Source organism: Nodosilinea sp. AN01ver1, assembly GCF_050565655.1.
Lineage (GTDB): Bacteria > Cyanobacteriota > Cyanobacteriia > Phormidesmidales > Phormidesmidaceae > Nodosilinea.
Map to the genome: position 1 here is coordinate 51,290 of NZ_JBNXVS010000015.1, position 26,182 is coordinate 77,471.

The following is a 26,182-nucleotide window of genomic DNA, read 5'->3' on the forward strand; positions in this document are numbered from 1 at the left end:
CTGACCTCATTCATTAGGACATGTTCCATGGTGCAGTTGATTGAGAAACGCAATACAAACTACCTACCCCTGTTTGTCTTAGGCAGCGTGGGGTTGCAGCTGGTGATGCTGGTGGTCTTGTTTCTCCAGGCCGGGGCCTTGAGCCGCATCAGCCGTCAGGATGCCCCCACCTTGGTGCAAATGCAGGACGGGCAGGCCATTCGAGTCGGCACCATGGGCTCCCGTGAGCGTACCCCAGAGACGATCCGGCGCTTTGTCAACGACACCCTGGTGCTGATGTTCAACTGGAGCGGCAGCCTGCCTGCGACCACGGCAGAGGAGGCCAGCCAGCCCAGGGCCGACCCCGGCCTACCGATTGAGGTGGAACGGGGCAGACGCAATATTGCTACCGCCAGTTGGCAAGCCAGCTTTGCCTTTTCCGAAGATTTCCGCCAGGACTTCTTGAAGCGGGTGGCCGAACTGACGCCATCGGGCGTCTTCACGGGCACCAGTCAGGTGGTGATGGTAATCAACCACGTCGGCAGACCTGAGGTGGTTGGGGAGGGCCGTTGGAAGGTGGCGGTGGTGGCCCATCTCTATGTCTTTAACGATGCCAATGCCCTGGGCCAAGCCATTCCCTTTAACCGAGAGGTCTTTGTAGAGGCCGTCACCGCGCCCGCTGTGCCCGATGGCGATACCCCCTTGGAGCAGGCCATCTACAGCATTCGCCAAACCGGCCTGCAAATTTATGCCATCCGTGAACTTGACCGGGAGGACTTGTGATGACGACACCGAACAATCTGTGGGATGACCAAGAGATGGCTGACCTGGTCGGTCTCCACCTACCAGAACCGGTTTCTGATCCTGGACAGGAGGTTGTACCTCCCCCCAATGCATCGGAATCGGAACCTCTTTTGGATGCCGAAGATATAGACGGACAGGGCTTACGCGAGCGCAAGCCCAAGTTATCCCTAGCGGCTAACCCCTTCACCAAGCTGGGCGTTGTCGCGGCTGGAACGGGTCTGGTAATTGGAGTCTTAGCCGTCTTCACTAGCGGGGTGATGAAGAACGACTCTCCACCGGCTGAAGAGGTACAAGCCGATTTTCCAGAACCTATGGTCGAGGGAGAGGAGCTGAGTGCCACCGATGACCGGGGCCAGCTGCTGACCGATTTAGCGATGGGGCGTCAGCAGGCCGAACTGGAAGCTCTGGCCAATGAAGAGCCTACGGCTCAGCCGGAAGTGCCAACCGCCAGAGAAACCCGGGAGTTGTCTCCCGCGCCTCCACCCCCGGCACGACCACCCCAACCTGTCGCGGCGCGACCCATCCCGGCACCGTTACCTCCTCGGCCAGCCCACGTCTCCCCTGCGGTTTCAGCCCGTCCCGTAGTGTCCCAACCGATGGCTCAACCCGTCGTCGATCCAACGGAACGATGGCTGGCACTGTCCCATTTAGGGAGCTACGGACAGGGCAGTCCCTTACCGCAGGAACCCTCTGCACCGCTAGTCACGGAGGCTCCAACGTCAGTGGCTCAAGTCAACACCCTACCCTCACCCCGTGACATCAACCATGCCGAAGAGGCAGCCATTCTCCAGGGTCAGCCGGTAGCATTGCCCCCGACATCACCCCTGCTGCTGATCGGTACCCAAGCCCCAGCTGTATTGGAAACACCTTTGATCTGGGCGGCGGAGACAGACAGCCCTCAGTTCGTGGTGCAGTTGACGGAACCCTTGCTGACTGCCGACGGAGAAATTGGCTTACCGGCAGACACGTCGCTAGTGGCACAGGTGACCTCGGTGGCAGACAGCGGCCTGGTGCAGCTGTCGGTAGTTTCGTTCATTCGTGCCGGGCAAGAGAACCCGCTGTCCGCTGGAGCGGTTCAACTGAGAGGGGTAGAGGGCACCCCCCTGATCGCTCAGAAGTATGACGACCCAGGCATGGACATCGCTCGGATGGATGCCATGATGGCGGCCATGGCTGGTTTATCTCGGGCGGCAGGGTTGGTGAATCGGCCCAAAACCTCATCGGTCATCACCTCTGTTGGAAGCAGCGCGATCACCCAGGACACCGGAGAGCCCAACCTTCTGGCTGGGATTCTTGAAGGCGCGTTTGAGCAGCTCTCGGGGCAGATGGAGGCGCGGAATCAGGCAGCACTGGATGAAATCTTAAATCGCCCTGTCGTTTGGTATTTGCCAACCGGCACAGCGGTCGAAGTGTACGTGAATCAAACGGTGGTGCTATGAAAACACCTTGGACTTCCTGGATTGTGGCTGGAGCGCTTTCTCTAGCGGGTATCTCCTTCCACCCCGCCCAAGCCCAGTCAGCCTATTCCGTTTCTGCCAGCCATGCTCAAGGGTTAACCCGCAGTCAGGCTCCCGTTATTCACCTGTGGCCCGGCTATGGCACCAACTTGAGCTTTATCCCGACGAACGAAAGCATTGTGCGGGTGTGGATCGATGATCCGTCCCGAGTAGCCCTTGATTTTGATCAACCGCTCTGCCCCACCGTTGTTGAATCCGGCTGTGTCTCGGGTCGTCCCTCGGTGGTTCATCTGAGACGGGTTCAAGGGCTGGCTTTCGAGAATTTACCCAGGGCCAGCGGCACGCTGCTGACGGTGATCACCGAGACATCTGGGGGAGGTCGCCGCCTCTACGAATTCCGCATCGCCTTCGGTACGGGCGAGCCGGATTACCACACTGTTGTGGTTAACCCCGCCTCCCCCATCCATCCGCTACTGGGGCCAGGTGATGTGCGCCGAGGGCTTCAGGTAGCTGAAGCCAGAGGACTGATCGCTCCCAACCAGGACTTGTGGAACCGGCTACAAACCTTTCTGATGTTGGCCCAAGGTGGCCTCACCGTGCCTGCTGCCGCCGAGCAAGCTGGGGTTTCCCCTGAGGTGGTCACCCGCTTGGCGGATTGGGGGGCCAATGCCCGCGATGACCCGCCTTTGAACTCTACTGCTCTCTAGGTTCTCCACTCAGGTTAAAGCCATGACCCCATACTTTTTTAGGCGCAGGCGGCCATGGCGGCCTGTGATCGGGATTTTTGTTCTAATTTTGGCGATCGCGCTCCATGGCTGGCGGGTGCAACCGGCCCACTCCAGCCTGCAACCGGGAACACCTGTGCCCGTCATTCAGGATCAAATTCTAGGCACCAAGCCCGACTGGGTGCAGATCACCCTGCGAACCTTGCCTGCGGTGCTGGAGTCTGGATCGTTTGAGGCTCCAGCCGATCTGATCCGTCTGCTGGGCTACGACCCATCGCGGGTCTGGCAGGCCGGTCAAACCGCTGATCAGTACATGCAGCTGGGCGATTTTCAGGAGAGCTTTCAGCTCCAGCAGTTTTCGCTGTATGAGATTGCCGCCCTGGTGGGGCTGGATTGGCCTGCCCTACGGCTGGCGGATTTTGCTCTGGTGACCTGGCAAACCCTGGGGGATTTGGTGCAAGCGCTGCCGGATTTAGCCAACCGCTCGGTAGAGTCGGTGGCCCCGATCGCCGACCTACTCAAGGGAAAAGTAGACCCGCAAACTGCGATCGCTGAGGTGCTCCAAGATGAGGCCTTAGCATCCCTCAGCCTGGGAGACCTCAACCTGGAGCAGTATGGACTGGCCGATATTCCGGGATTGATGGAGGCTCCGCTGGAGAGCTTCCGTGACTGGCAGCAGTCCGTTATCGACCAGGTGCCCGGTCTCGCCGATGTCCCCTTCGCCAACTTCCCCAACCCCATCGTGGAGCAGGGCGTGGTGGTGGGCCAGGTGGATGTAGTGTTTGGCCCGGCAGAGGGCAACCGCACCAACACCATCAGCGGTAGCTATGTGGAGGGGTTCAATGTGCCCTGTGAAGCTGACTGCGCTCACCTGGAAATTGGGCAACCCACACTGGTGGAAGGAACCCAGTGGGTCTCGGGCAAGTACCAGCAGGTGCGCGGCGGGCGTGGGGCATTGGCGGCGGCCAACGGTGGGGTTGAACCTACCGGTCGCCATCCCTTCGGCAATGCGTTCAAGGTGGCGGTATTAGAGACCGATGAGGCTTCCGGCACCGCTGAAACCGGGCTGTATTTCCGCATGTGCGTCCGCAACCTGTTTATGGACTTGGGCTGTACTCCCTATTTCATCGGCCCTATTCCCTGGCTACCGGTGCAGGAAGAAGGCATGGTCTTCTTAGGGCAAGTCAAGGAAGGCCTTTCAACCACCGATTCAGCGGTCGCCGCTACGGCGAAAGGGATTGATCCACAGACCGGCGAACCCAAACTCACACCAGCCCCAGCCCCAGCGACCAGAGCTTCAGGATCGCCTGGCACCGCTGCCGGACGGTTCATTCACCCCGCACCGGGCTATGGCGTCACCAGTAGTTTTGGCTATCGCACTCACCCAATCCATGGCGATCGCCGTCTTCACAGCGGCACCGATTTTGGCACCCCCACCGGCACCCTCATTCGAGCGGTTGACGGCGGACAGGTCACCTTCGCGGGCATCAGCGGTTCCCTCACCAGCGGCTACGGCAGGCTCGTCATTGTCAACCACGGCAATGGCGTAGAGAGCTACTACGCCCATCTACAAGGCTTTTTCGTGCAAGCGGGCGACATCATCGCCCAGGGCGATGATGTCGGTCGCGCCAACAGCAGCGGCTGGTCAACGGGGCCGCATTTGCACTTTGAGGTGCGCCAGAACGGTCAGCCCCAGAACCCTATGACCTATCTCAGTTAAGGAGTGTAGCGATGAGACTCAACCGTACTGTTTTCGCTGGTTTAGCAGGCCTCTGTCTGCTGCTGGTCGGTCTAATCTCTATTGTGGGCCTCAATCTGGCTCGGGCGTCAGACCCCATTCCCGAGGCGGTCTACGATTGCCTGCCCCCTCAGACCCAGGCCACCAAACTCTGGGGCTTAGTTGAAACAGCCTCCGGCAGCTACCTCCTGATCGGGGCCGGTGAAGGCGAGACCTACCAGGAAGTGCTGATTTACCTGGACACCCAAGCTGCCTGCCGATCGCTGCTGCCGGAGGATGACCCAGTGCTGAGTCACTACATCCCCCTGAACTTGGCCCGCGAGCTAGCCCTTCAGCGCTACACCCAAGTACTGCAAGAACAGGGCGGACGCGACGCCTACCAGCAGCAGTTGACCGAGTATCTGACAGCGGCCCCCGAAGGTACCCGCAGCCAGTTCCCTGAGGAATACCTCTGGGCGCTAGATCAACTGGGCATTGAGCTACCGCCCAATAGCTATGAGGTGCTGCGCTGATGCGTTACACCACCGAACACCCCTCCATCTTGGGTCAGGTGGGCTCTGCCTCCAACCAGTCAATCTCTCAGCTGGTGACCTCACTCCAGTCTCACCAGGGCCTCACCCTCCTGGGCTGTGCCGTACTAATTGCCGCCTTCTCCCTCATGAGCCAAGGCAAGAAAGGGAAGCTCGCCACCAGTCGCTTTGGTAGCAGCCCCGAGAAATCCGCCGCCCGCAAGCGAGCGGTACGACAGATTCAGGAGCGCAAACGCAACGCGGTTTCCCTCTACATTGGCAAGCCCACCCGCAAGCAAGATGCCCGATCTCTATACCTGCCCGACCTCCAGCGGGGCATCGCCGTTTGTGGTGGGCCAGGCTCCGGCAAAACCTTCAGTGTCATCGACCCGCTGATTCGCTCCGCCCTTGACCAGGGACTGCCGATAGCCTTATACGACTTCAAGTATCCGACCCAAAGCGCTCGCCATGCCGCCTACGCCGCCAAGCTGGGCTACGACGTGCGAGTGCTGGCTCCTGGCTTTCCCGAGTCCGAAGTGTGCAACCCCATCGACTTCCTCCGCAGCGAGTCCGATGCCGAGATGGCGCGGCAAATCGCCACGGTGCTGAACAAAAACTTTCGGCTAATGACCCAGAGCACCGAGGATGGCTTCTTTGCCGCCGCAGGCGATCAGCTGACAGAGGCGCTGTTAATGCTGGCCAAGTCCACCCAGTACCCCGACATCATGACCGCCCAGGCGGTGCTCGGGCTGACCAACCTGGGCAACCGGGTGGCAGCGGCTCAAGGCATGAACAGCTGGATTCGGGTGTCTTTCAACCAGTTGATTGGGGTGAAAGATGCCGAGAAAACCGCCAGCGGCATTGTGGGCAGCGCCAGCGAAACCTTTACTCGCTTTATGAAAGAAGGGGTACTGGGGGCCTTCTGTGGTCAAACGTCTATCCCCCTCGATTTGACCGGCAAGCAGCTGCTGATTCTGGGGATGGATCGGGAGCGGCGGGACGTGGTGGGGCCACTGGTGGCCACCGTGCTGCACATGCTGGTCACCCGCAATGTGGCCCAGCGTCGGCGAGATCCGCTGATTGTCGCGATCGACGAGTTGCCCACCCTCTATCTACCCACCTTGGTGCAGTGGCTGAACGAAAACCGGGAAGACGGGCTGGCGGTCATCCTCGGCTTTCAAAACCTGGTGCAGCTGGAGAAAACCTACGGTCGCGAACTGGCCCGCGCCATCCTGGGAGCCTGCGCTACCAAAGCAGTTTTCAACCCCCAAGAATACGAAGCAGCCCGCATGTTCTCCGACTTTCTGGGGGATGAGGAAATCCAGCACAAGCAAAAGTCGCGCAATCGCGGCGGCGGTAAATCCAGCACCACCATCTCCGACCAAGAGCGCACCCGCAAGCTATTTGAACCCAGCCAGTTTCTGCGCCTGCCGCCGGGCAAATGCATCTTGATCAATCCCGGCTATACCTCCCGAGGGGAAGCGGCCATCCCGATTCAGCAGGCAATCAAAATTCCCAAGACCGATGTGCAAGCCAGTGAAGGCAGCGAAGCCCTGTGGGCCAAAATCCACGCCCGACTGGTGCGCCGCAGCCCTCAGCGGATGCCCACTGCCGCCGATTTAGAAAAGCGGCGGCAGATGGTGGAAGCGATGCTGCCGGAGCCTCAAGCCCCGGTCAACTCGGCCTACCCCGACCCCGCTGGCCTGATCGACAAGTACAGCAGTTTGCTCTAGGAGAACCCTGATGACAATAGCGATTCAATCCCCCGATCTAGTGCTGGCGCAGACCCTAAGGGCAAAGCTGCCCGAGGCCACCGTCAATGCTCTACTGGTCCATCCCGATATTGCCGCTGACCTCCTTCCCGTCCTGGAACAGCCACCGTTAGGCGCTGACTATGTGCCCCGTGAGATTGAGGTGCTGTACGACGATGTGACGGTTTTGCACTGGCGGAATGGCCGGATTCAGGCCCAGTGCGCTGACGTGGAGATCGACTACACGCCAACGTTGGTGGAGTGGTTGATCGATGGCGACACGGCCTACTTTTCGGTTCAAGGGTTGGAGGTAATTAACCGGATCAAAATCATGCCCCTGATGGATTTAGAAAGTCTAGACCCCTTAAAGGAGGAACCATGCAAGCCGTAGTAAACCCCGGAGAAGCCAAGCAGATCGAGCAGGACTATGCTCACACCACCCTGGCCTCTAGCGAAATGGCAGCGGCTACGGCTCAATCAACTGCCGAGGCCGCACAGGCCTTTATTCAGATGCTGCGTGAGCGGCTCCAGGCGACTCGGCAAAAGGAGCAAGACTCTGAGAGTAATGCCTCAGACGCTCAACTAAATGATGCTGTGGAACTGCCCCAAGCTATCGCAGAGCCCATCGAGATTAAGATGGGCCGCGGGATTGTCTACCGCGAAGGCTATGCCGATAAAGACCCCATCAACAAGCTCAATGCCAATACATTGAAGCTGCTTCAGTCCGCTGTAGACGCACCCCAGCAGCCGGGCGCTGAGGCGACTACTGGGGCCAAAGGGACGATCAACATCAAGGCCGGAGATGAACTGGTTTATCGGATGAGCAAGGGGGCGGTTGAAACCAACCTGCTAGAACCGGATCTGGTTAATCAGGCGAGAACGGCTTTCCCGGAGGTTTCTCAGGAGGAGCCACCGCCAGAGATGCCCCATTCCAGTCAGACAGAGGTGTCTTCCCCGAAGGCATTATCCGCTGACGATCCCAAGCTGGCGGGTGAGACTGTGCCGTCTGTGTCCTCAGCAGAAGCCGCCACAGAACCTGAGCCCAAGGAGACCTTAGCCCCTGGGGCAGGTGAAGAGTCCCGACTGGCAGATAAGCCTGCGCCCGCCGTCTCTGTAGCTCCTGTCCAAGCATCCACGGAACCTGAACAGCAACCACCAGCCAGTCAGCCTGCTCCCACCCGAGTCGCAGCTCAGCCCCTGAGTATGGCCTCGCCCAGGGTAGTCTCCATCCTCGACGTGATAGAACGCCAAAATCAGCAGGTGGTCGAAAAAGCCACCCAGAAATGGATGCAGCAGACCACACGGGTGATGCGGCGCTCGTCCCAGCAGTTGACCGAACGGGTGGTGGCCCTGGCGGCGAATATCCGCAGTCGGCAGGTGGCCTCTACGGCGGTGGATTTGCTCCAAAAGTACGGCACTGCCTACAGCCCAGGCCGAGGCTTCTATGTGGCAGAGAACTACGTGGTCAGCTCTAAGGGCCGCATGGTTACGGTCTCAGATCGCCAGGGCATTGAGCTGATGACGGCCCGCAAAACCCGTTGGGGGCTGGACATCCTTAAAAACGATATGGTGGCCTCCCAAGAGGCCGACTTTATGAAAGCCCGCCAGCAAATTCAGATTCAGGGGGTGGATGGTCTGTCTCCAGAGCCCCCCATGCGGGTGCGACAGTTAGGCAACCTTGCGCCTGCGGGCGACATGGGCATCACCCGCGATCTCACGGCCCTGGCGCTGGCGAAAACCGCCCGCAAGCTGCTCGATGTCACCGGCAGTCGCCCCAACGTGCAGGGCAAGCGGGTCTTCCAAGGAGGCAGCCAGTATCGGATTGAGGAGACTCCTAACAGCTTGAAAATTCAGGCGGGGGAGCGTGGGGCAATTCTCAGCATCGACAACGGCAAAATCAAATCCGATCTCACGTCTAAGGATGTGGCCTATTTCCGCTTTATTGATCGGGAACTCAGCCAGGATTTACAGCGGCACCAACCAGCAAAAGTGACGCCCTTGAATAGCCGACAACGCAGCCGTGCCGTAGGCATGGCCATGGGTGAGTAGGAATGGTGGAGAGTGCCCAGCAGCAGCTCGTGAACCACTTCACCTCCCATTTCCTGGGGGGTGAAGGGTTTACGACCATTACCGCCGCCCGGCAACAGGCGGCGCTGGTGTTGGGCACGCCAGTCAATCCTGGTACAGCCCTGGCGAAGCAGGTGGATGAAGCGGTGGAGGGGGCAGTGGTGCGAGCAGCCCAGGGCATCCTTCAAACCTCGGCCACAACTCACGACACCTATGATCGGCTGATCGAGTTGCACGATCGCCAGCCCGCCCTGAATGTTCGTTCCTCCACCAGCGTGTTGCAGCAGGCCTACAGCACGCCCATCCCCATCGCTTATTTGGCCTCTACCCTGGCAGGCATTACCCCAGACACGACTGTCTACGAACCCTCTGCTGGGCACGGCGCATTGCTGGTGGGAACTGACCCCACCCAGGTAACCGTCAATGAACTCAATCCAGATCGCGCCGCTGACCTGCGGGCTCAGGGCTATACCGTCACGGAGCATGACGGAGCGGATTATACGCCAGAGCGCCTGCACGATGTAGTGATCGCCAACCCACCCTTTGGCGCGGTACGGGACGGACAAGGGCAGCGTAAGCGGTTCAGGTTGCCGGGCAACCTGCGGGGGACAACCCAGATTGATCAGGCGATCTCGTTTCAAGCTCTAGGGGCGATGAAGGAGGATGGTCGCGCCGTTCTAATCCTGGGCGGCAAGCTGGGAGTGGATGAAGAGCTACGGTCTGAGCGTTACAACACTCTGGAAAGCCGAGGGTTCTTCTATGCCCTCTACCAGCAGTACGCCGTTACCCAACACATTTCCATTTGGGGTGACCTGTACCGCAAACAGGGCGCGGGTTTTCCGATTGATTTGATTGTGATTGAGGGTCGGGGACGGTCGGAACGCCCGTTACCGGCTGCTGATGTACCGGTTATCTACAAGTCGTTTGCTGAACTCAAGGAGTTGATTCCCCATGAACCTATCCACCACGCCCGTTTCTCCCTGGACGTACCCGTTCATGACCAGCCAGTATCCCAGTTTTCCCAACCTCTGGACGTTGGAGGGCCTGGGAACGCTATTCATCGTCAAAGTGCCACCCCAGCTAGAACAGCTGAGCGAAGCGACTTACCTGCAGCTGATGCAAACTCGGCTGGACAGAATGATTCAGGACTCGGTCTCGGAAACCTCCCAGATCGAGACGCAACAACTGCTGGCCACCACCCTCAGCGAGTTGGACTGGGCTCAGGAGATTCCGATCCTGGAGCCGGACGAGGAGCCGGACTTGGCTCTGGAGTATTGGCGGCAGCAGTGGGCGGAGACCCTGATTCGGAGCAACTGGCGGTTTCAGGAACGACTGAGCCACTACGGGGGAATCTTTCCGGTAACGCCCGTAACCCCCAGCTACCCAGATTACCTGGACTGGCTGAGCCTGCACGACGAAACCACGCTGGAGTCCTGGCTGAACGAACTGAGTCTGTAGTCCTTCACCCAGACCTGATTATGAATACTCCTCTTTCAACCGGCGGCGCTGAGGCTCCGTCGGCAGACACGTATGATGTTCAGCCCAGGCAAGTGGCCTATGTGCCCAAAAGCAAGGGCTTCTCGACTCAGACCCTGATTCCCTTCAACATGGCCAGTGCGGCCCAGCAGGCGCTGGAGCGATTCGAGCAGCAGCAGGGCGATATTGACGAGTACCTGGCCACTCGACTGGGCTATGGTTCCGTGGCTGAACTGCACCAGTACTTTAGCGCTGAACAGGTGGATGCCTCGGCCCTGGCGATCAGCAATATCGAGCGGGGAACGGGTTTCATCACGGGGGACCAGACCGGCATTGGCAAGGGCCGGATCTGCGCCAGCATCATGCGCTATGCCCAGCAGCAGGGGAAGATTGCCCTGTTCATCACCAAAGACAAGCCCCTCTATGCCGACATGATGCGGGATGTGGGCGATATTGGAATGCGGCGGTTTACCCCGTTTATTACTGACAGCGGCACTGAGATTCCGCTGGCCAATGGGGCGGCGCTGAAGACGGCTGGGGCCGCCAAGCAGCAGGCGGAAATGCAGGCGATGATCCAGCGGGGGGATCTGGGCCGTTACAGTGCCGTGTTCACCACCTACAGCCAGCTTCAGACGGTGGGGAAGAAAGAACCACTGCGGCGCACGTTCCTGAGGCGGATGGCTCCCAACGGCATTTTGATCCTCGATGAGGCCCACCAGGCGGGAGGCAGTAAAGGGGGATGGAAAGAAGCGGGGCCACCCGACCGGGCCGATTTTGTGCGGGAGCTGATCGATCTGTCCTCGGGGGTGTTTTACTCGTCGGCTACCTATGCCAAACGGGCCGATGTGATGGATTTGTATGCCCGGCGCACCGACCTGCGGTTGGGCGTCAGCAGTATGACGGCACTGGAGAACATCCTCACCCGTGGGGGAGTGCCGCTCCAGCAGATTGTGGCCAGCAAGTTTGTGGCCTCGGGGCAGATGCTGCGGCGGGAGCGCTCCTATGAGGGCATCTCGTTTCAGGCCAAGACTGTGCCGGTGGATCGGGAGGTAGCGGACGACTTCTCGGCGGCGATGCGGGCGATTAAGGATTTTGACCGGGCCAAGCAGAAGGCGGTGAAGGCGATTGGTAATGAGGCGAAGGCAGAGGCAAAAGCCCTAGGAGAAGATGGAGCGATTGGTGAGGTAGGAGCCCGGAGTACCAACTTTACCTCGTTGATGCACAACTGCATTGAGCAGGGGCTGCTGGCCCAGAAAGCAGACGCTACGGTGCAGGAGGCGATCTCAGCGCTCCAGCGGGGCGAAAAACCGGTGATTACGGTGGCCAACACCATGGGCAGCTTCATTGAGGACTACGCGGAGTCCCAGGATTTGAGCCCTGGGGACGCCATGAACCTCTCCTTTGGGGATCTGCTGGAACGGTATCTGGAGCGATCTAGAGATGTGGTGGTGAAAGACTACCGGGGCCACTCCACCCGCCTTCGCCTCAGCGATGACCAACTCGGAGCTGATGCCGTTCTGGTCTATGAGGAAGCGCTGGACTGTATTCGCGAGTCCGACTTCAGCAGCATTCCCATTAGCCCCATCGACTATATCGAGCAACAACTGGAGCGGGCGGGCTACCGGGTTACCGAAGTCACCGGGCGCAAGGTGGGGATTGAATATGGGGCTGACGGCTCCATGGCCTACAAGGTGCGGCTGGGGGAGGAAAAGACAGCCAAGGGCAAGATCGATGCCGTGGCCCGGTTCAACTCTGGGGATGCCGATGTCATCTTGCTCAACTGTTCGGGGTCTACAGGGATTTCGCTCCATGCCTCAGAGAAATTTGCCGACCAGCGGCCTCGCCATATGATTGTGGCCCAGGCGGAGCGGGACATCAACGTGTTTATGCAGATGCTGGGCCGGGTGCATCGCACCGGGCAGGTGGCGTTGCCTGCCTACACGCTGTTGATGGGAGATCTTCCAGCGGAAAAACGACCGGGGGCGATTCTGTGCCGCAAGATGGCCAGCCTCAATGCCAATACAACGGCAGCACGGGAGACCGATATCTCGTTGAACACCGTGGTGGATTTTATGAATCCCTACGGCGAGCAGGTGGTGACGGAGTTGCTGACGGATGACCCGGAGCTGAATGCCAAGCTAGATTTTCCATCAACTCAAGCTGAGAACGATGCTTCTGATATTGCCCTAATCAAGCGGGTGACGGGTCGGATTCCCTTGCTATCTATTGCAGAACAAGAAGCGGTCTACAGCCTGATTGAGTCGGAGTACCGTGACCTGGTGGATCAGACGCGGGCGATGGGGGAGAACATTCTGGAGGCAGATCAGCTAGATCTCGATGCTCGTCCCCTGGCGCGGATGGAGGTGATGGCGGATGACAGCGAGACGGCTAGTGAGTTCACCGGGCCAGTGTATCTGGAGTTGGTGGAGGCTAAGAGTGAGAGCAAGCCGCTGACCCAGCTTCAGGCGATTAATGCAGTTCGTGAGTCGGTGGGGTTGGCTGAAGTATCAGCGGTGGATGCCCACGCCCCAGATGCCCTGTCTCTGCTGGCCAGGCAACAGGTGGCGACGACAATTACCGAGTTGGAAGCGCAGACAAACCGCTACCGGCAGGCGGCGATCGCCCAAAAGCAAGATAGTAAAGCGATTGAAAAGCTAAGTGATCGCATCGAACAGCAGCTCATGCATGTCTCTACGGTGTTAGAACAGTTCGTCCCAGGAACACCACTGCGACTCGTGACGCCTGCCAGCAAGACCATTCTCTATGGGGTGGTCGCTGGGGCCGATGCCAAAAAGCGATCCGGCAGTCCCGCAGCACCAAACCGTTGGAAGCTCAGGATTCTGGTGGCGGATTCGGCCCGGCAGATTACGGTGCCCTTTTCTAAGTTCAACACGGGGCGGGCGGGGGCGATCGATGCTACGGTTCAGACCGAGGACTGGTTTGGCAATAGCGTCTATTCCCTGTTCGACCAGCAGCAGGAAGCAGGGCGAGTCAACCGGCAAATCTTCACCGGCAACCTGATCAAGGCGTTTGAGAAATACTCTAACGGCAAGTTGGTGAACTACACCGACTACCGAGGCGAGGTGTGCCAGGGGCTGATTATGCCCAAGGGCTTTGATATTGAGTCGGAGCTGACTAAGGAACCGGTGGCCTTTAAGGAGCCCCAGCAGGTGTTTCGGTTCCTTACAGAGCTGACCAACCGACAGGGGACGGTGAAGACCCTCGATGAGCTGTTGTTGCTGAAGCCCCAACAAGCTGGGGAGGGGTTCATTCTGCAAGCGCCGAAGTCGAAGGAGTCGGGTGGGCGCTACTACCTGGATGAGGACTTGATTGCAGCGGCGGGGTCGGATTTTTATTCGGTGGCCGATCGCATGGAAGTCGTCATTCCGCCAGAGCGGCTAGAGCGGGTGCTGGGCGTGGTGATGCACCAGCGAAACTACACCCTGGCAGCGTTTGAGTTTAAGGAGGTGGCGCGGCAGTTGATGGGGGTATCGTTGCCGACATTGGAGAAGGTGGAGGTGGAAGCGGTGAAGCCACCGGTTGTTTCTCAGCCGGTGGCTCCGACAGTAGAGACTCAAGCCAACGAAGGGACAACCTCAGCAGCGCCAGAACTCGTGCCTATAGAGGCTGAACCGTCCCCAGATGTACCCAATCTGCCCCTCATGGGCCAACTGGAGAAGCGAATTCTGCGGTTTTTGAGGAATGCCGGGATTGAGCAGGAGGTAATGACCTCTCAAGATTTTCATCTGCGGATTGAGAATGAGCCGTTCATTCCGCTGGTGGTGGAGCGGCAAGGGGATGAGCTGTATCTGACCCATTACCTAACCCAGAACGGCGATATGTTTATTGACTCGGAGATGGTGTTTCGGGTGCGGGGGGAGGGGCATATCGAGTTTAAGGAGACGGCGGTACAGAGTCTGCGGGGTGGGGAGTCGCGATTGCCCGATCGTGCCTTTGCCCAAGTTTTCTCCAAAAATATTGTGCAGCAGGGGTTTGCTGAGGCGGCTCAAGTCCAGCTTCAGGCCCAGGCAGCCCCCGCAGTGGCGCAGGAACCGGAGGATGAGCGATCGCAGATGCCGAGTGATATGCGGCAGTATCTGGAGGTGAAAGAGCAGTATCCCGATGCGATCGTGCTGGTGACATCGCCAGATCAGCGGTTTTATGAGGCATTTTTTGAGGGCGCTCAGCCCTTGATCGAGCATCTGGAGATGATTGGCACCAGCATGGAATCTGGGGTGAAGGAACTCGGACGGGTACGAGTGGCAGGGTTCCCGGTGGGGAGTTTGCACAAGTACTTGGACAAGTTGACCTGGCAGGGGGAGGTGGTGATTGCGGAGGGAGAGGGGGCGATCGCCCTTCACCCCCACCAGCCGACCGAACCAACCCTAGAAGAACCTGCCCCAATTCCTGTTGAACCCATTCCCCTGCCCCAGGCTTCAGCAGCAGCGGTTGAAGAACCTGAATTCCGGGTACAAAGCCTATTTGACCTCGCCCCGTTCAACTGGGCGCACCAAAATGGCCATCGGGAGAGCCATGCTGCCGATCCAGCCTGGACTGCTCCAGTGGAGGACCATCAGCCAACCGCGTCATTGTCAGAAGTGGCCGTAGATCCGCCGACACCCCCTTTATCTGGCCCCACGGTTCCAGCGGTAGCTGATCAGGGGCAACAGGCCAACGATGCAGCGCCCAAGGCATCAGAACCCTTGCCAGGGCCAGCTTTAGAGACTTTGCGGGACTGGTACCGCGCGGCCCGCGACTTGGGCCATGATCCGTTACACCTGGAACAGATCAAGCAGTTGGGTCTCTCAGCCAAACAGGCTAATGGTAACGGGTTTGGCCTCGCGCCAAACCTACAGCAGGCGATGGCTCAAGACCTGGTTCAATATCAAGCGTTGCAGCAGCGGGGAGAATACGTGGCCCAGGCTTCTAAAAAAATCCTGTCGGTGATCGGGCAGACCCGAGGCCCTCACACCCAGTTTCGCGGCAAAGTCTATGAACTGAAGCAGACCGCCGACCGGCTGACCGTCCGCCGGGTGACACCTCAACCCCAGACCATTCTGGAAATGGCCCAGGGGAAAATTCAGCGCACGGTGGTGACGGCTGAAGACTGCCAGCGGTTTCAGCGATTTGTGCAGCGCCTAGAATCAGACCGTGTTCCAACCCCGACCTCAGTAGGGCTTGAACGATGATGACCCTGGCCCCCTTGCCCGCCGACTACCGCCCCCAGTCCATCGTGATTTTGTGTGATGGGCAAAAGGCCGTGCATGTGGAGGGCAATGAAATGCAGCTCGATGTGGAGTGGACGGCAGAGCGCGAACCCGAGCGCCTGGAGATGTTTTGGGATGGGGTACTGGTCTATGCCCTGGTGAACCAGCAGCTCACAGTCAACCGTCTGGAGTTGGTGACGGGCGCTGTCCACCCCATGGAATGGATCTTTCAAACCCCAGCAGGCCAGGCCGATGAACCCAGCCCTTCGCGCCACGTTTGATTGGCTCCGGGATCAAGGACTGCCACCGCTGCCCGTTGCCCCAGCCCAAGACCCGACGCGCTACCCAGCCCGAAACGGGGATGGCAGCCTGAAGCGCGACAAAGACGGGGCTCTGGTGCCTGCCTTTACCGGCAAGAACCCCAGTTTTTTGGATCAGCGTGGAATTCCCCATCTCATCAGGCATACCCAGTATCAAAATCGGATGCCGACTCAGGCAGAGCTTCAGACCTGGTTTGCCCACCCTGACAACGGCATTGGCACTCTGGGCGGCTGGCACAACATTGTTTGGATTGATGTGGACGTGAAGCAGCTTGAGTCGCAGCAGGCCTGTGACCAGCGGATTGCCGATTGGCTGAGCCAACACCCGCTCTTACAGCAGACCTTTACTGAACGTACCCATAGCGGTGGCTGGCGGCTAGCGGTGCGAGTCCACGAAAAGAGCTTTACCAATTTCTCGCTAGATGGGGTGGGCGGCCACCACATGGGCGAGGCTCTGGGCCAGGGACGCTTCACAGTGCTCGCGCCGACGGTTGGCCCGAGTGGCAAGGCCTATATCAATGTGCAGCGGGTACCGCCGGTTTGGGTAGAGCGGTTGGATGCGATCGGGCTGTACCCGGTGAGTGATCGAAGAGAGCAAGGCCAATCCCGCCAGTCTCGACCTCAAATCCAGGCTCAGCCTGCCCAACCGGGAGTCTTGCGACTGGAAGATCTGGCCACAGCAAAGGCTCAGGCGGTGCTGCATGGGGATAGTCCGCTAGAGTCCCGCTCTCATTCCCTCACCTATGCCCTGCGTGAGTTCTATGGGTGGGAGAACTGGGCTGGCCAGAACCGGGTGCCGATTAGCGGTGATGCCGAGGATTTGGCGCGAGTGGCGGGGGCTGCGTTAGGAATTGACGCGGAGAGGGTTGAGCGAATTATGGAGAGTGTTGCTGATCCGGCCAGTTGCACGCCGGCGGTGGTTTTTGCTGGGGGCGAGACTAGCGCTTGGAAGCGCGTATGGAAGCTAGACCGAGAAGTCTATCAAGAGCTGTGTCCTAGCAATACGAAGCAGTCTATCCAGACTACTGCCAGGAAGAACCATCACGTTCTGACTTTGGGCAAACCTCAAAAGAGGCAAAACGCCATCATCCAGGCTCGCGCAGTCCATCAGCCGACAATCTCAGCGGCTCAGATTCAAATGTTTGTAAACCAGGCCCGCGAAATTCTGGCCCATGCCCATCAGCCAAAGCAAGGGAATGTCCCTGGTGATGGCTCAGCGGTAGAACCCAAATCTTGGGTACAGGGGCGCATTTATCGAATCGCCTCAGAGGGGCAGCAGCTGACCGTACACGCCCGTGGACGGGGCGCTATTTTGCAGGCCCAGGGGGATACGATCACCTCGGAATGCCTGACCATGGCTGATTTAAGTCGGTTTCAGGCTGAGGTGTCGCGGATTCGGAATCGTCATCGATTGATTAAAACAACAAAGGCTACCTCGTCCCCGTGTCTAGAGCGATGATCTTGGTCTGGTTATGATTTGGGTGGGTCATGGAAGTCTGGCATGGTTGAGTCAGGGCCACGCCAGAGGTATTGGGTGAGAGCCTCACCCTCTTGGGTTTCTTTCGCCGGATTAACTGGGGGTTTACGACGCAGGGATTGGTAGAGTAGGTGACGATGCACATCAAAGGTGGCTTCAAGCAAATCCACATAGACGGCAGCGGCACTGAGGGCCATGCGGTAGCTGAACCAGGCAGTGGGTAGCGCTAACAGGGGTGCCCACCAGGCAAGGGGCGTCCAAACCAGAAAAAGTAGACTCCAAAAGCCGACCCGCACGGCGGTATTGAGGGCGGCGCGGGCTTCTTGAAGTTCTTTGCGGGTGCTGTCGGGAAGGAGTAGCCAAAGGCGGGGCCAGCAGACGACAGCATCGAGCCCGTAGCGTTCTTTCGAGCGGTATTCTGAGGCGCGTAGCAGGTTGCCCAGGCGGGTGGGCATAAACTGATTGGGCTGTGATGGAGAATGCATGAGCTGCCAATCGAGCTGGGCGTACTCGTTCAGTTCCTCGGCAGAGAGGATGGCTTCCCCCTTACCGTATAACTCGCCCCACCGTTGCTGTTGCTGTTGCCACTGGGTGAGGTATCGCTGGGTTCGGATGCGGCGGAGAAGTTTTATCCAGCGGGGCCAGTAGCCTTCTAAACAGCGCAGCATGGGCCGGTCAAATTTTTGGGCAACGGAGGAGGAGGTGACAATTACGAGCAGCCCGACAATCAGCAGCCCGACTTGGAAGGGTTGGGGTTGTCGTAGTGCCCAGTTTTTGAGGGGAGCCCAGCCAAAGTGGTAGATGCAGGCGGTTAGCCCACCCAGCCAAAACGCGAAGGCGGGAGTCAGCAGGTTGGTGACCCACTGCTCTGAGACCTTACCGGTCATGCCTTCGAGAAATTTGGAGTACATGGGTTAGGCGGAACTTTCCGATAGTGGGGCAGGCACCAGAGTAACGTTGTGGATCGGGCAGTTGGGGGGAGCGATGCCTGTCCGAGGGCGGTACCAAATATAGTTGCAGCCTTCTACCGGGCAGACGAAGGTAGCGGCGGCGATGACAGATACAGAACCGGCTAGCGGGTCGTAGCTGCGGGTGACCGGAGGTGGCACTTTGTCTTGGAGGAACTGTCTGGCCCACTCGCGGGTGGCGTCGCGCTGTGCTAAAAGCTCTAGGATGTCATTGTCAACGGCTTCACCGGCCTGAGCTTTGGCAAGATAAGTCGCCAGGCCAATTTGGACGGTTTCTGCCTCTGCGCCGACTAAATCGGGCAGGTAAGGGCCAATGGTGCGGGCGGTTTCTAGGATATCTTCAGGGGTCATTGCGATCGCAATAGAATGTATGGGCCAGAGCAACCCCCACGAGTATATCGCCCTGGCCAGCACGTGAGGATGGGAGCAATGGCTACGGGGTAAAGACGATGACCCAGGCAAAGGTAAAGCTTGCTTCTTTTGAAGAGTATCTGGCCTACAGTGATGAGACGCCGATGGAAGGGCGTTATGAATTGGTGGGTGGGGAGTTAGTCGCGTTGCCGCCGGAGTCTGAAGAGAACAATTGGCTTGCATTGAATCTGCGCAATTATCTGATTCGGGTGGTACCGCGTCGTTTAGTGCGGGTTCACGTCTGCGAGGTACAGGTGCCTGTTTTACAGGCTAAAGATGCGGCGAACTGCTTTCCTAACCTGATCGTGCTGCGACAGGAGCATCTGGGACAGACCCAGCGGCGATTGACCATTACCCTGGACATGCCACCGCCGCACCTGATTGTGGAGGTTGTGAGCCCTGGCAAGACCAATCGAGACCGGGATTTTGGCCAAAAGTGCGCTCAGTATACAGCGATTGATGTGCCGGAATATTGGCTAATTGCCCCGGTGGCTCAAACCGTAATGGTTCTGACCCTGGCCGGAGCGAGTTGCCAAGAGGTGGGCATGTTTAGCACCCAGGCGCGTCCATCGCCTCGGTTGAGCTTCCAGATTTGGCGCTAAGAGTGGAGCAGCTGTTTGTCTCTGAAAGCTAACCTCAATCTAGCTGATTACACGCCGGTATAGCTGAAGGCGGCCCAGTGGAATGGGTGGGCAAAGTGGTTAGAGGGGAGCAGGATAAGGGATTGAAACAGGTCAGGGTTTGTCTCTTGAAAGTATTTGGCTTTTTGCTGGCTGGTGGTATCCCTTACCCAAAGCTGCGCCTGTCGCAGGGCTTCAGAAGGTTTTAAATGTTCTTTCCGCCAAAGATCGTAGAAGCGGGTCAGCAGAATGCGCGTACTGTAATCGTCCACGGCCCAGAGCGAAGCAATAACGGCGGCAACTCCGGCTTGGAGCAGGCCCGTTGGTAGGCTGACGGCTTCGTCGGCGTTTTCGAGGCCTTGGATGCCGGTTTCGCAGGCGGAGAGGATGGCGAGTCGGAGACCACCGCTTTCAGCCAAATTCAGGGCGAAGATGTCTTTGAGGGTGAGGAGACCGTCGCTCATGGCAAGTCCGCTGTTGAGGGGTTCATTGAGATTGGCGGTGCCGTGACAAGAGAAGTGGGTGATCGCGGCTTGGGGTAAAGCGGTTTTAACGGCGGTGGTGGTGGCGCGATGGTGGCGAAAGATGGTGGCTTGGGGGAGGAAGGATGAGATCGCACTATTGACTTCTCGCTCGGAGTTGGGCAGGTCGTTCCGGGGATTATCGATTGCCAACATTGCTTGTGTGTCTATCTGATGCGCGATCGCTGTTGCTGCGGTGAGTGATTTGGCATTGGGCGCATAGGTGAAGTGAATGCTGTCGAGAGCGTAGCGTTTGCCGTTGGGGGTGCTGGGATCTTCTGTCCAAGCGGCATGGAGGGGCAGAAAGCTAAGGAGTCCAGTGGGAATGAGAGTAGCTTGCTGGAAGTTGTGATCTGTGAGGTACTGGATTAGCGGTGCCATAAGGGGTTCCCAGAGTTGGCGTGTAGCGCGATCGATTTCCTCACACCACTGAAAATAGTTAGCTTTTGAGTCATCCCGGAAATTTTGATAAGATCCGAACCAGCGACTGAGTTTAGGGTTGTCCACAGATCCGTAGAGGATTTCTCGCAAGATCGTCTCGGTCAAATCATCCAGCCAGATAGACTGAATGTTCTCTGGAGTAACGATAACAGCGAGACTGCCTACGAGTGTGGTGACAAGATAGACCAATGGCTGATCGCTGCTTGCCGCCTGATGCACTTCTTCAAAGGTTGGTAAGGTCAGGAACTTTTCGTAGCCAGGTATCTGGCGGATGTCTTGGATGAGGGTAGTGAGTTGATAGCGAAGGTCGATCGCAGTTTCTCGTAGGGTTTCGGGGGTGAGGCTATAGCGATCGCTGGAAATCATGCGATCGCGTTGCCGACTCTCCAGGTTTCGCAGTTGCTTAGTAATGTCCTGATAGCGATTGTAAAGGTCTGGAGCAATTTGTTGAAGTTGCGTAAGGTCAGAGCGATCTCGATCGAGGCTCTCACTAAGACCACGAGCACGTCCTTGTTCCAAAGTAGTGACAGCATCTTGTAGGTTAGCAGTACGAGCCATAGCATAGGCAGCACGACGAGGCAGATCGACAGCCATAGATAGTTCATTTGTTTTGCTATCCAGGAGGTTGGCACCTTGATACAAAATTTCAGAGGCACAGAGTGCCTGCTGATAAATTGGAACCGCATCTTGCCAGCGTCGTTGATCGCTGTAAATGTTGGCTAAAACACGAGCGGCTCTACGGCAATCATTAGGAAATACCTCAGTTTCAAAGACTCCCAGACTGGCTTGGTAGGCAGTGATCGCATCTTCAACATTTTTAGCTTTACTGCCTCGGAGGCGGAGATAATAGGCAATTGCCAGGTTATTCATGATTTGTGCCCATTCAAAGGGCATAGCCGCTTTAGTCCTTACAGAAAGAGTTTGCTGGTAGGCAACAATCGCATCTTCAATATTTTGGCCTTCGTCACCTCGGATACGACTGCGGTAAGCAAGTGCTAGATTGTTCATAGTGGTTGCCCACTCAAAGGGGTAATTCGCCTTTGTTATCACAGAGAGGGTTTGTTGGCAGGCAGTAATTGCATCTTCAATATTCTGGGCTTTGTCACCTCGGATACGTTCAAAGTAGGTAAGTGCTAGGTTGCTCATAACTTGTCCCCACTCAAAGGGCATAGCTTCTTTAGTTCTTACGGAGAGGACTTGCTGATAGATATCGATTGCATCTTCAAAGTCTTGGGCTTTGTCACCTCGGATTCTTGCGCAGTAGGCATTTGCCAAATTCATCATTGCCGTTGCCCACTCGGAGGAATGATTTGCTTTAGTCATCACAGAAAGGGTTTGTTGCCAGGCCGCGATCGCATCTTCAATGTTCTCAGCTTTATCACCTCGGATACGAAAGTAATAGGCATTGCCCAGATTCATCATTGCCGTTGCCCACTCAAAGGGATGGTTTGCTTTCGTTATCACAGAGAGAGCTTGCTGGTATGCAGCAATTGCGTCCTCAATATTCTCAGCTTTATTACCTTTGAGACGGTCACGATAGGCATTTGCCAGATTCACCATTACCATTACCCATTCGGTAGGCATAGCTGTTTTTGTGATTATGGAAAGAGCTTCTTGGTAGAGAGCAATTGCCACTTCAATGTTCTGAGCTTTATCGCCTTGAGTGCGCCAATAGTACACAATCCCCAGATTCGTCATGATTTGTGACCGCTCAACAGGCATAGCCGTTTTTGTTATCACTGATAGAACTATCTGATAGGCAGAAATGGCTAACTCTAAATTCAGCCATCGATTACCTATAGGGAACTGTTGCAGTAGATAACCAAAGAGGGAGAACGCAAATGCTATTGATATTTTTTGCTGTTCTGTATTTTGGGTAAGCAATCGAGACGCTACTGAGGGTAAAATGTTCAATAAGACGGGGGTAAATTTTTCTTTCTGCTGCTCCCATATCGGATAGACTTGTTTGGGATTTCCTTGGCTACCTATCAAAAACTGCAAAGTTTCTATCAAAAACTGCTCTTCATCTTCGGTATTTGCGTTTACCGTTTCAACTCCTATTACTTGCTCCAATTGTGCTGCAACGCCCCGTAACCATTCAACATTTCTATTCCCTTGGCTCTCCAGGTAGTTAGCATATTCTTTCATCGCCCCCGGTAGCTCCGCATCAACCAGTTCTTCATTTGCCTGGAAAATCTCAACTTCCTGCCCTAGTGGACAAGCCAGCAGTTTCTCAATCAATTTCACATATGCCTGCATCCGCTGCTCATCCATCGCTGCACATCCTTCAGAGTTCACATCTAATTATTCCTGATTCATTCCGGAGAATTGCCCAAACCTTCAGCATCCCATCGCACTCCGCACCGTCCGTAGAGGGGGGCAATCTCATTAGCCTTTCTGCACCGTCACCTTGAGATAGGGATGTCCATAAACCACGTAGGCTAACCAAGTCGCATCGCCTGCGGCCTTTGCCTTTTCTCGGGCTTTTCGGCTCGCTTCAGCTAAATCAGAACCTGCCAGTAAAGCCATATAGAGCGCTTCTGAAAAAACTCGCGCCGGTCGATCGCCCACCGCCCAAAGGCTCCCAATGAAAGCACCGGCACCTCCTTTGAGAAACGCTTGCGCAAAACCAGAGATGCCCGTTAAGGCATATCCGGTACGACCAATCTGACAGGCGTTGAGTAACACAATCGGTTGATTCTTCACCGTCTGGAACCGGCAGTATTGCGAGACTGTGGTGGCACTCAAAGAAGCTGGAATATACTTTCCACCTTCAATCCGGCCTTCTAGCAGCAGATTGGCTGTTGCTGTCGATCCGTGCTCCGCTTGTCCATGTCCAGCAAAATGCAGCAAATCAAAAGAGGCGGATTCAAGCGCTTGCCGCACCGGGTTGGGTTGAGGTGCGATCGCAGTCGCTTGAAACGTTTGCTCTAGAAACTGCGCTTCTTGCTCGGCCTGGGGTAACCGATAGCAGTTGTCGGGGTAGTGAGGAATAACATAACGACAGCGATCGGGCCGGAGTATGATGGATTCTGGCGGAAAACCGACATCGTAGAGCCATCGCACCAGCCCCAACTGTCCCAAAAAGAAGACTTCATCGGGGAGAAAGGCTTGACTGGGTGGCTTGAGGTGAACCAGTTCCCAGGGAATAAATGGCTCGGTGGAAATCACCATGATGCTTTGGATGTCCTGCGATGCTCCCAGAGCTGACGTTGGAGGGCTTCGGGAAAAAGCTCATCCAGGAGCTGCCCACCAAAGCCTCGCAGTTCCGCCGCGAAGGCTTCGACATCCTCTTGCGAGCTGTACCAGCGCGATTCGATTTCTCGGTAAAGGGTTTCGACATACTGTTGGCGATCGCTGGTAATTGGCTTTGATTCATAGCGACCCAGAATATTGAGGGCGGGTGAATCTAATTCATAGTCATAGGTAATTTGGGTACCATTGCGGCGCTCGATAATTCGAAGCTGATGTAAGGGTTCTGATAATTTAGGAATATTTTGAATCGAGCCGTTAGCGGAGAGGCGCTGCGGAATTTGGGCTTTTGATGCAACGATTTGTGGCACGAGGGCAAGGGTCAGCAGCGGCAGCTGTGATTGACGGAAGACTACCCAGACTTCACCCTCACCCAGATGAGTCGGTCTGAGGTCAAAGTAAAGGTGTTGAGGAGTTTCTATGTTGAGGGACTCAATCTCAACGTGGGACTCTCCAACAGATTCAAAATTGACTTTGGGAATGACATGCACAATCAGTGATTTCAGAGCATCAATCTGAACTTTTTCACTCTTAGAAGTTGCAGAACTAACGAACTCAATCATATCTTCCGAGATAATTACCTCTACCGTAGTAACTCGTTGAACAATGACATGATCATCCATTTCAGCATGAACGTAACAGTCAATGAGAGAGGCATCATGTTCTTCAGTATCATTCTTCACTGGATCATGATCATCGGCTCTCTGGTCAGCGGCTCTTTGGTCAGCAGCTCTTTGGTCAGCGGCTCTCTGCTCAGCGGCCCTTTGGTCAGCGGCTCTCTGCTCAGCGGCTCTTTGGTCAGCGGCTCTCTGCTCAGCGGCTCTTTGGTCAGCGGCTCTTTGGTCAGCTCCAGGAGTCCATGTTCTTAATGTCTCAGACTGTTGTTGACTTAGCCTGAGCCACATCCATTCACGGGTAGGTTCCTGTGATGCTAAAAGTTCTAAGATCAGGTTATCAACCGGCTGCCCATTATCGGCTTGCGCAGGTAAATCAGCCAGTTTCTGGTCAATCTTGATCGCCAGTTCAGCATCGAGTAATTTGCTCAAATAAGGGCGAATGGCATGGGCGGCTTCAAAAATAGCTGCTGACGAATGAGTTATGTTGATTTCTGGTGTATGGAGGGAAAAGAAGGAAGGGCGTATCCTGCTGGATGAAACAAGGTAACCAGCGAAGGAATACACCATGAATGACGACAATCTTATTGCATTGCCCCCGAGCGAAACAACCGAGAGTTTCAGCGATGCGTTGAGCGATCTGATTCGACGAGGAGCCCGACAAATCATCGCGCAAGCCGTCGAAGCGGAACTGGAGGACTTTTTAGCGCAATATCGAGACCGACGAGATGAGCAAGGCCGGCAAGCCGTTGTGCGCAACGGCTACTTGCCCGAACGCACGATTACGACCGGGGTGGGGGAGGTAGACATTCAAGTGCCGAAGGTGCGCGACCGTAGTGGCAGCGGGGTAAAGTTCACCTCCCAGTTACTGCCGCCGTACCTAAAACGCGCCCGTAGCGTGGAGGAGTTGCTGCCGTGGTTGTACCTCAAAGGGGTCTCTAGCGGGGACTTTAGTGAGGTGCTGTCGTCGCTGCTAGGGACAGAGGCGAAAGGGCTTTCTCCCGCGACGATTGGCCGACTGAAAGCCAAGTGGAGTCAGGAGCACCAGACCTGGCAACAGCGATCGTTACGGCAACAGCGCTATGTCTATATCTGGGCGGATGGCATCTACTTCAACATCCGCGCCGATGAGCGGCAGTGCCTGTTGGTCATCATCGGGGTCACCGATAAAGGCCGTAAGGAACTCCTGGGCCTGGAGTCGGGGTATCGGGAATCAGAGTTGAGTTGGAAAGCCTTACTGCTGCGGCTCAAAGACCAGGGACTATCCCAGGCTCCTCACCTGGCGATTGGCGATGGGGCCTTGGGCTTCTGGAAAGCCTTGCCCCAGGTGTTTCCCACTACCCAAAACCAGCGCTGCTGGGTGCATAAGACCGCTAACGTACTCAACAAACTTCCCAAACGTCAGCAGCCGGAGGCCAAACGCGCGATCTGGGAGATTTACCGAGCGGAGAGCAAAACCGAGGCCAATCAAGCCTTTGATCGTTTCATTGCAACCTACCAGGTCAAATATCCCGAGGCCACCACCTGTCTAGCCAAAGACCGGGATGTCCTGCTGACCTTCTTCGACTTCCCCGCTGAGCATTGGGCGCATATTCGCACCACTAACCCCATCGAATCGACCTTTGCCACCGTGCGGCTCAGAACCGACCAGACCCGAGGCTGTGTCTCCAAGGACACCATCCTGGCACTGGTGTTCAAGTTGGTCGAGAGTGCCCAAAAGAGCTGGCTCAGAATTCGAGGCTTTAAACACCTCGCTGATGTGATTGAAGGAGTGCCGTTCAAAGATGGATGCCGGGCCGATGACACACCCGATGTGACCCAGATGCAGGACGCTGCCTAGGTTCT

18 protein-coding genes are annotated in these 26,182 nt (G+C 56.8%); 13 read left to right on the forward strand and 5 right to left on the reverse strand.

The genetic code is table 11. The annotated features are described in order from the left end of the window. Positions 1-27: 27 nt before the first annotated feature. From ACQ4N7_RS13630 to ACQ4N7_RS13680, 11 genes are all read left to right on the forward strand, one after another. Entirely contained in the window at positions 28-762 is a 735-nt protein-coding gene (locus tag ACQ4N7_RS13630; RefSeq protein WP_430712052.1) for a hypothetical protein, read from the forward strand. Next, positions 762-2,222, forward strand: coding sequence for a TrbI/VirB10 family protein (locus tag ACQ4N7_RS13635; RefSeq protein WP_430712053.1), 1,461 nt, complete (start codon positions 762-764; stop codon positions 2,220-2,222). The genes ACQ4N7_RS13630 and ACQ4N7_RS13635 overlap by 1 nt, the downstream gene beginning before the upstream one ends. Then, complete coding sequence (locus ACQ4N7_RS13640; RefSeq protein WP_430712054.1) at positions 2,219-2,947, forward strand: hypothetical protein; 729 nt, start codon at positions 2,219-2,221, stop codon at positions 2,945-2,947. The genes ACQ4N7_RS13635 and ACQ4N7_RS13640 overlap by 4 nt, the downstream gene beginning before the upstream one ends. Positions 2,948-3,011: 64 nt before the next feature. Continuing rightward, a complete protein-coding gene (locus ACQ4N7_RS13645) occupies positions 3,012-4,685 on the forward strand; it encodes a M23 family metallopeptidase (protein ID WP_430712055.1) in 1,674 nt (557 codons plus the stop codon). 11 nt (positions 4,686-4,696) lie between these two features. Continuing rightward, positions 4,697-5,215, forward strand: a complete 519-nt coding sequence (locus tag ACQ4N7_RS13650) for a hypothetical protein (RefSeq protein ID WP_430712056.1) — start codon at positions 4,697-4,699, stop codon at positions 5,213-5,215. Next, on the forward strand, positions 5,215-6,945 hold the full coding sequence (locus ACQ4N7_RS13655; protein WP_430712057.1) for a type IV secretory system conjugative DNA transfer family protein: 1,731 nt from the start codon (positions 5,215-5,217) through the stop codon (positions 6,943-6,945). The genes ACQ4N7_RS13650 and ACQ4N7_RS13655 overlap by 1 nt, the downstream gene beginning before the upstream one ends. Positions 6,946-6,955: 10 nt before the next feature. After that, positions 6,956-7,354, forward strand: coding sequence for a hypothetical protein (locus ACQ4N7_RS13660; RefSeq protein WP_430712058.1), 399 nt, complete (start codon positions 6,956-6,958; stop codon positions 7,352-7,354). Continuing rightward, entirely contained in the window at positions 7,342-9,012 is a 1,671-nt protein-coding gene (locus tag ACQ4N7_RS13665) for a hypothetical protein (protein WP_430712059.1), read from the forward strand. The genes ACQ4N7_RS13660 and ACQ4N7_RS13665 overlap by 13 nt, the downstream gene beginning before the upstream one ends. A 2-nt stretch (positions 9,013-9,014) precedes the next feature. Further along, the gene (locus ACQ4N7_RS13670) at positions 9,015-15,695 is read left to right on the forward strand and encodes a strawberry notch C-terminal domain-containing protein (RefSeq protein WP_430712060.1); all 6,681 of its coding nucleotides are present in this window, start codon (positions 9,015-9,017) and stop codon (positions 15,693-15,695) included. Next, positions 15,695-15,994, forward strand: a complete 300-nt coding sequence (locus tag ACQ4N7_RS13675; protein WP_430712061.1) for a hypothetical protein — start codon at positions 15,695-15,697, stop codon at positions 15,992-15,994. The genes ACQ4N7_RS13670 and ACQ4N7_RS13675 overlap by 1 nt, the downstream gene beginning before the upstream one ends. Further along, positions 15,966-17,492: a bifunctional DNA primase/polymerase gene (locus ACQ4N7_RS13680; protein ID WP_430712062.1), complete on the forward strand. Its 1,527-nt coding sequence runs from the start codon at positions 15,966-15,968 to the stop codon at positions 17,490-17,492. Before ACQ4N7_RS13675 ends, ACQ4N7_RS13680 begins: the two co-directional genes overlap by 29 nt. A gap of 11 nt (positions 17,493-17,503) precedes the next feature. Here the strand turns inward: ACQ4N7_RS13680 and ACQ4N7_RS13685 are convergent, their stop codons facing one another. Together ACQ4N7_RS13685 and ACQ4N7_RS13690 are read right to left on the reverse strand one after the other, a co-directional pair. After that, on the reverse strand, positions 17,504-18,421 hold the full coding sequence (locus ACQ4N7_RS13685; protein WP_430712063.1) for a hypothetical protein: 918 nt from the start codon (positions 18,419-18,421) through the stop codon (positions 17,504-17,506). Between the two features lie 3 nt (positions 18,422-18,424). Beyond that, on the reverse strand, positions 18,425-18,829 hold the full coding sequence (locus ACQ4N7_RS13690; protein ID WP_430712064.1) for a hypothetical protein: 405 nt from the start codon (positions 18,827-18,829) through the stop codon (positions 18,425-18,427). A 98-nt stretch (positions 18,830-18,927) separates the two neighbouring features. Here ACQ4N7_RS13690 and ACQ4N7_RS13695 point away from each other — a divergent pair, with 98 nt between their 5' ends. Continuing rightward, the gene (locus ACQ4N7_RS13695) at positions 18,928-19,491 is read left to right on the forward strand and encodes a Uma2 family endonuclease (protein ID WP_430712065.1); all 564 of its coding nucleotides are present in this window, start codon (positions 18,928-18,930) and stop codon (positions 19,489-19,491) included. A 47-nt stretch (positions 19,492-19,538) separates the two neighbouring features. On the opposite strand, the gene ACQ4N7_RS13700 is transcribed toward ACQ4N7_RS13695, so the two are convergent. The 3 genes from ACQ4N7_RS13700 to ACQ4N7_RS13710 all read right to left on the reverse strand — a co-directional run bounded on the left by ACQ4N7_RS13700 (position 19,539) and on the right by ACQ4N7_RS13710 (position 24,907). Next, positions 19,539-22,745 carry a CHAT domain-containing protein gene (locus tag ACQ4N7_RS13700; protein WP_430712066.1) on the reverse strand — a complete coding sequence of 1,069 codons (3,207 nt, stop codon included), beginning with the start codon at positions 22,743-22,745 and terminating at the stop codon, positions 19,539-19,541. A gap of 114 nt (positions 22,746-22,859) precedes the next feature. Further along, entirely contained in the window at positions 22,860-23,645 is a 786-nt protein-coding gene (locus ACQ4N7_RS13705; RefSeq protein ID WP_430712067.1) for a CHAT domain-containing protein, read from the reverse strand. Then, positions 23,639-24,907, reverse strand: coding sequence for a DUF7363 domain-containing protein (locus tag ACQ4N7_RS13710; RefSeq protein ID WP_430712068.1), 1,269 nt, complete (start codon positions 24,905-24,907; stop codon positions 23,639-23,641). Before ACQ4N7_RS13710 ends, ACQ4N7_RS13705 begins: the two co-directional genes overlap by 7 nt. Between ACQ4N7_RS13710 and ACQ4N7_RS13715 the strand changes: the two genes are divergently transcribed. Continuing rightward, positions 24,906-26,177 (forward strand): IS256 family transposase, encoded by a 1,272-nt coding sequence (locus tag ACQ4N7_RS13715; protein WP_430712069.1) that lies wholly within the window; start codon positions 24,906-24,908, stop codon positions 26,175-26,177. The genes ACQ4N7_RS13710 and ACQ4N7_RS13715 overlap by 2 nt on opposite strands. Positions 26,178-26,182: the final 5 nt, after the last annotated feature.

Excerpts from the sequence above, each read along its gene's own strand:
- ACQ4N7_RS13630 (WP_430712052.1), top strand. The coding sequence starts at position 28 with ATGGTGCAGTTGATTGAGAAACGCAATACAAACTACCTACCCCTGTTT.
- ACQ4N7_RS13635 (WP_430712053.1), top strand. The coding sequence starts at position 762 with ATGACGACACCGAACAATCTGTGGGATGACCAAGAGATGGCTGACCTG.
- ACQ4N7_RS13640 (WP_430712054.1), top strand. The coding sequence starts at position 2,219 with ATGAAAACACCTTGGACTTCCTGGATTGTGGCTGGAGCGCTTTCTCTA.
- ACQ4N7_RS13650 (WP_430712056.1), top strand. The coding sequence starts at position 4,697 with ATGAGACTCAACCGTACTGTTTTCGCTGGTTTAGCAGGCCTCTGTCTG.
- ACQ4N7_RS13655 (WP_430712057.1), top strand. The coding sequence starts at position 5,215 with ATGCGTTACACCACCGAACACCCCTCCATCTTGGGTCAGGTGGGCTCT.
- ACQ4N7_RS13660 (WP_430712058.1), top strand. The coding sequence starts at position 6,956 with ATGACAATAGCGATTCAATCCCCCGATCTAGTGCTGGCGCAGACCCTA.
- ACQ4N7_RS13665 (WP_430712059.1), top strand. The coding sequence starts at position 7,342 with ATGCAAGCCGTAGTAAACCCCGGAGAAGCCAAGCAGATCGAGCAGGAC.
- ACQ4N7_RS13670 (WP_430712060.1), top strand. The coding sequence starts at position 9,015 with ATGGTGGAGAGTGCCCAGCAGCAGCTCGTGAACCACTTCACCTCCCAT.
- ACQ4N7_RS13675 (WP_430712061.1), top strand. The coding sequence starts at position 15,695 with ATGACCCTGGCCCCCTTGCCCGCCGACTACCGCCCCCAGTCCATCGTG.
- ACQ4N7_RS13680 (WP_430712062.1), top strand. The coding sequence starts at position 15,966 with ATGAACCCAGCCCTTCGCGCCACGTTTGATTGGCTCCGGGATCAAGGA.
- ACQ4N7_RS13685 (WP_430712063.1), bottom strand. The coding sequence starts at position 18,421 with ATGTACTCCAAATTTCTCGAAGGCATGACCGGTAAGGTCTCAGAGCAG.
- ACQ4N7_RS13690 (WP_430712064.1), bottom strand. The coding sequence starts at position 18,829 with ATGACCCCTGAAGATATCCTAGAAACCGCCCGCACCATTGGCCCTTAC.
- ACQ4N7_RS13695 (WP_430712065.1), top strand. The coding sequence starts at position 18,928 with ATGACCCAGGCAAAGGTAAAGCTTGCTTCTTTTGAAGAGTATCTGGCC.
- ACQ4N7_RS13700 (WP_430712066.1), bottom strand. The coding sequence starts at position 22,745 with ATGGATGAGCAGCGGATGCAGGCATATGTGAAATTGATTGAGAAACTG.
- ACQ4N7_RS13705 (WP_430712067.1), bottom strand. The coding sequence starts at position 23,645 with ATGGTGATTTCCACCGAGCCATTTATTCCCTGGGAACTGGTTCACCTC.
- ACQ4N7_RS13715 (WP_430712069.1), top strand. The coding sequence starts at position 24,906 with ATGAATGACGACAATCTTATTGCATTGCCCCCGAGCGAAACAACCGAG.
- ACQ4N7_RS13710 (WP_430712068.1), bottom strand. The coding sequence starts at position 24,907 with ATGGTGTATTCCTTCGCTGGTTACCTTGTTTCATCCAGCAGGATACGC.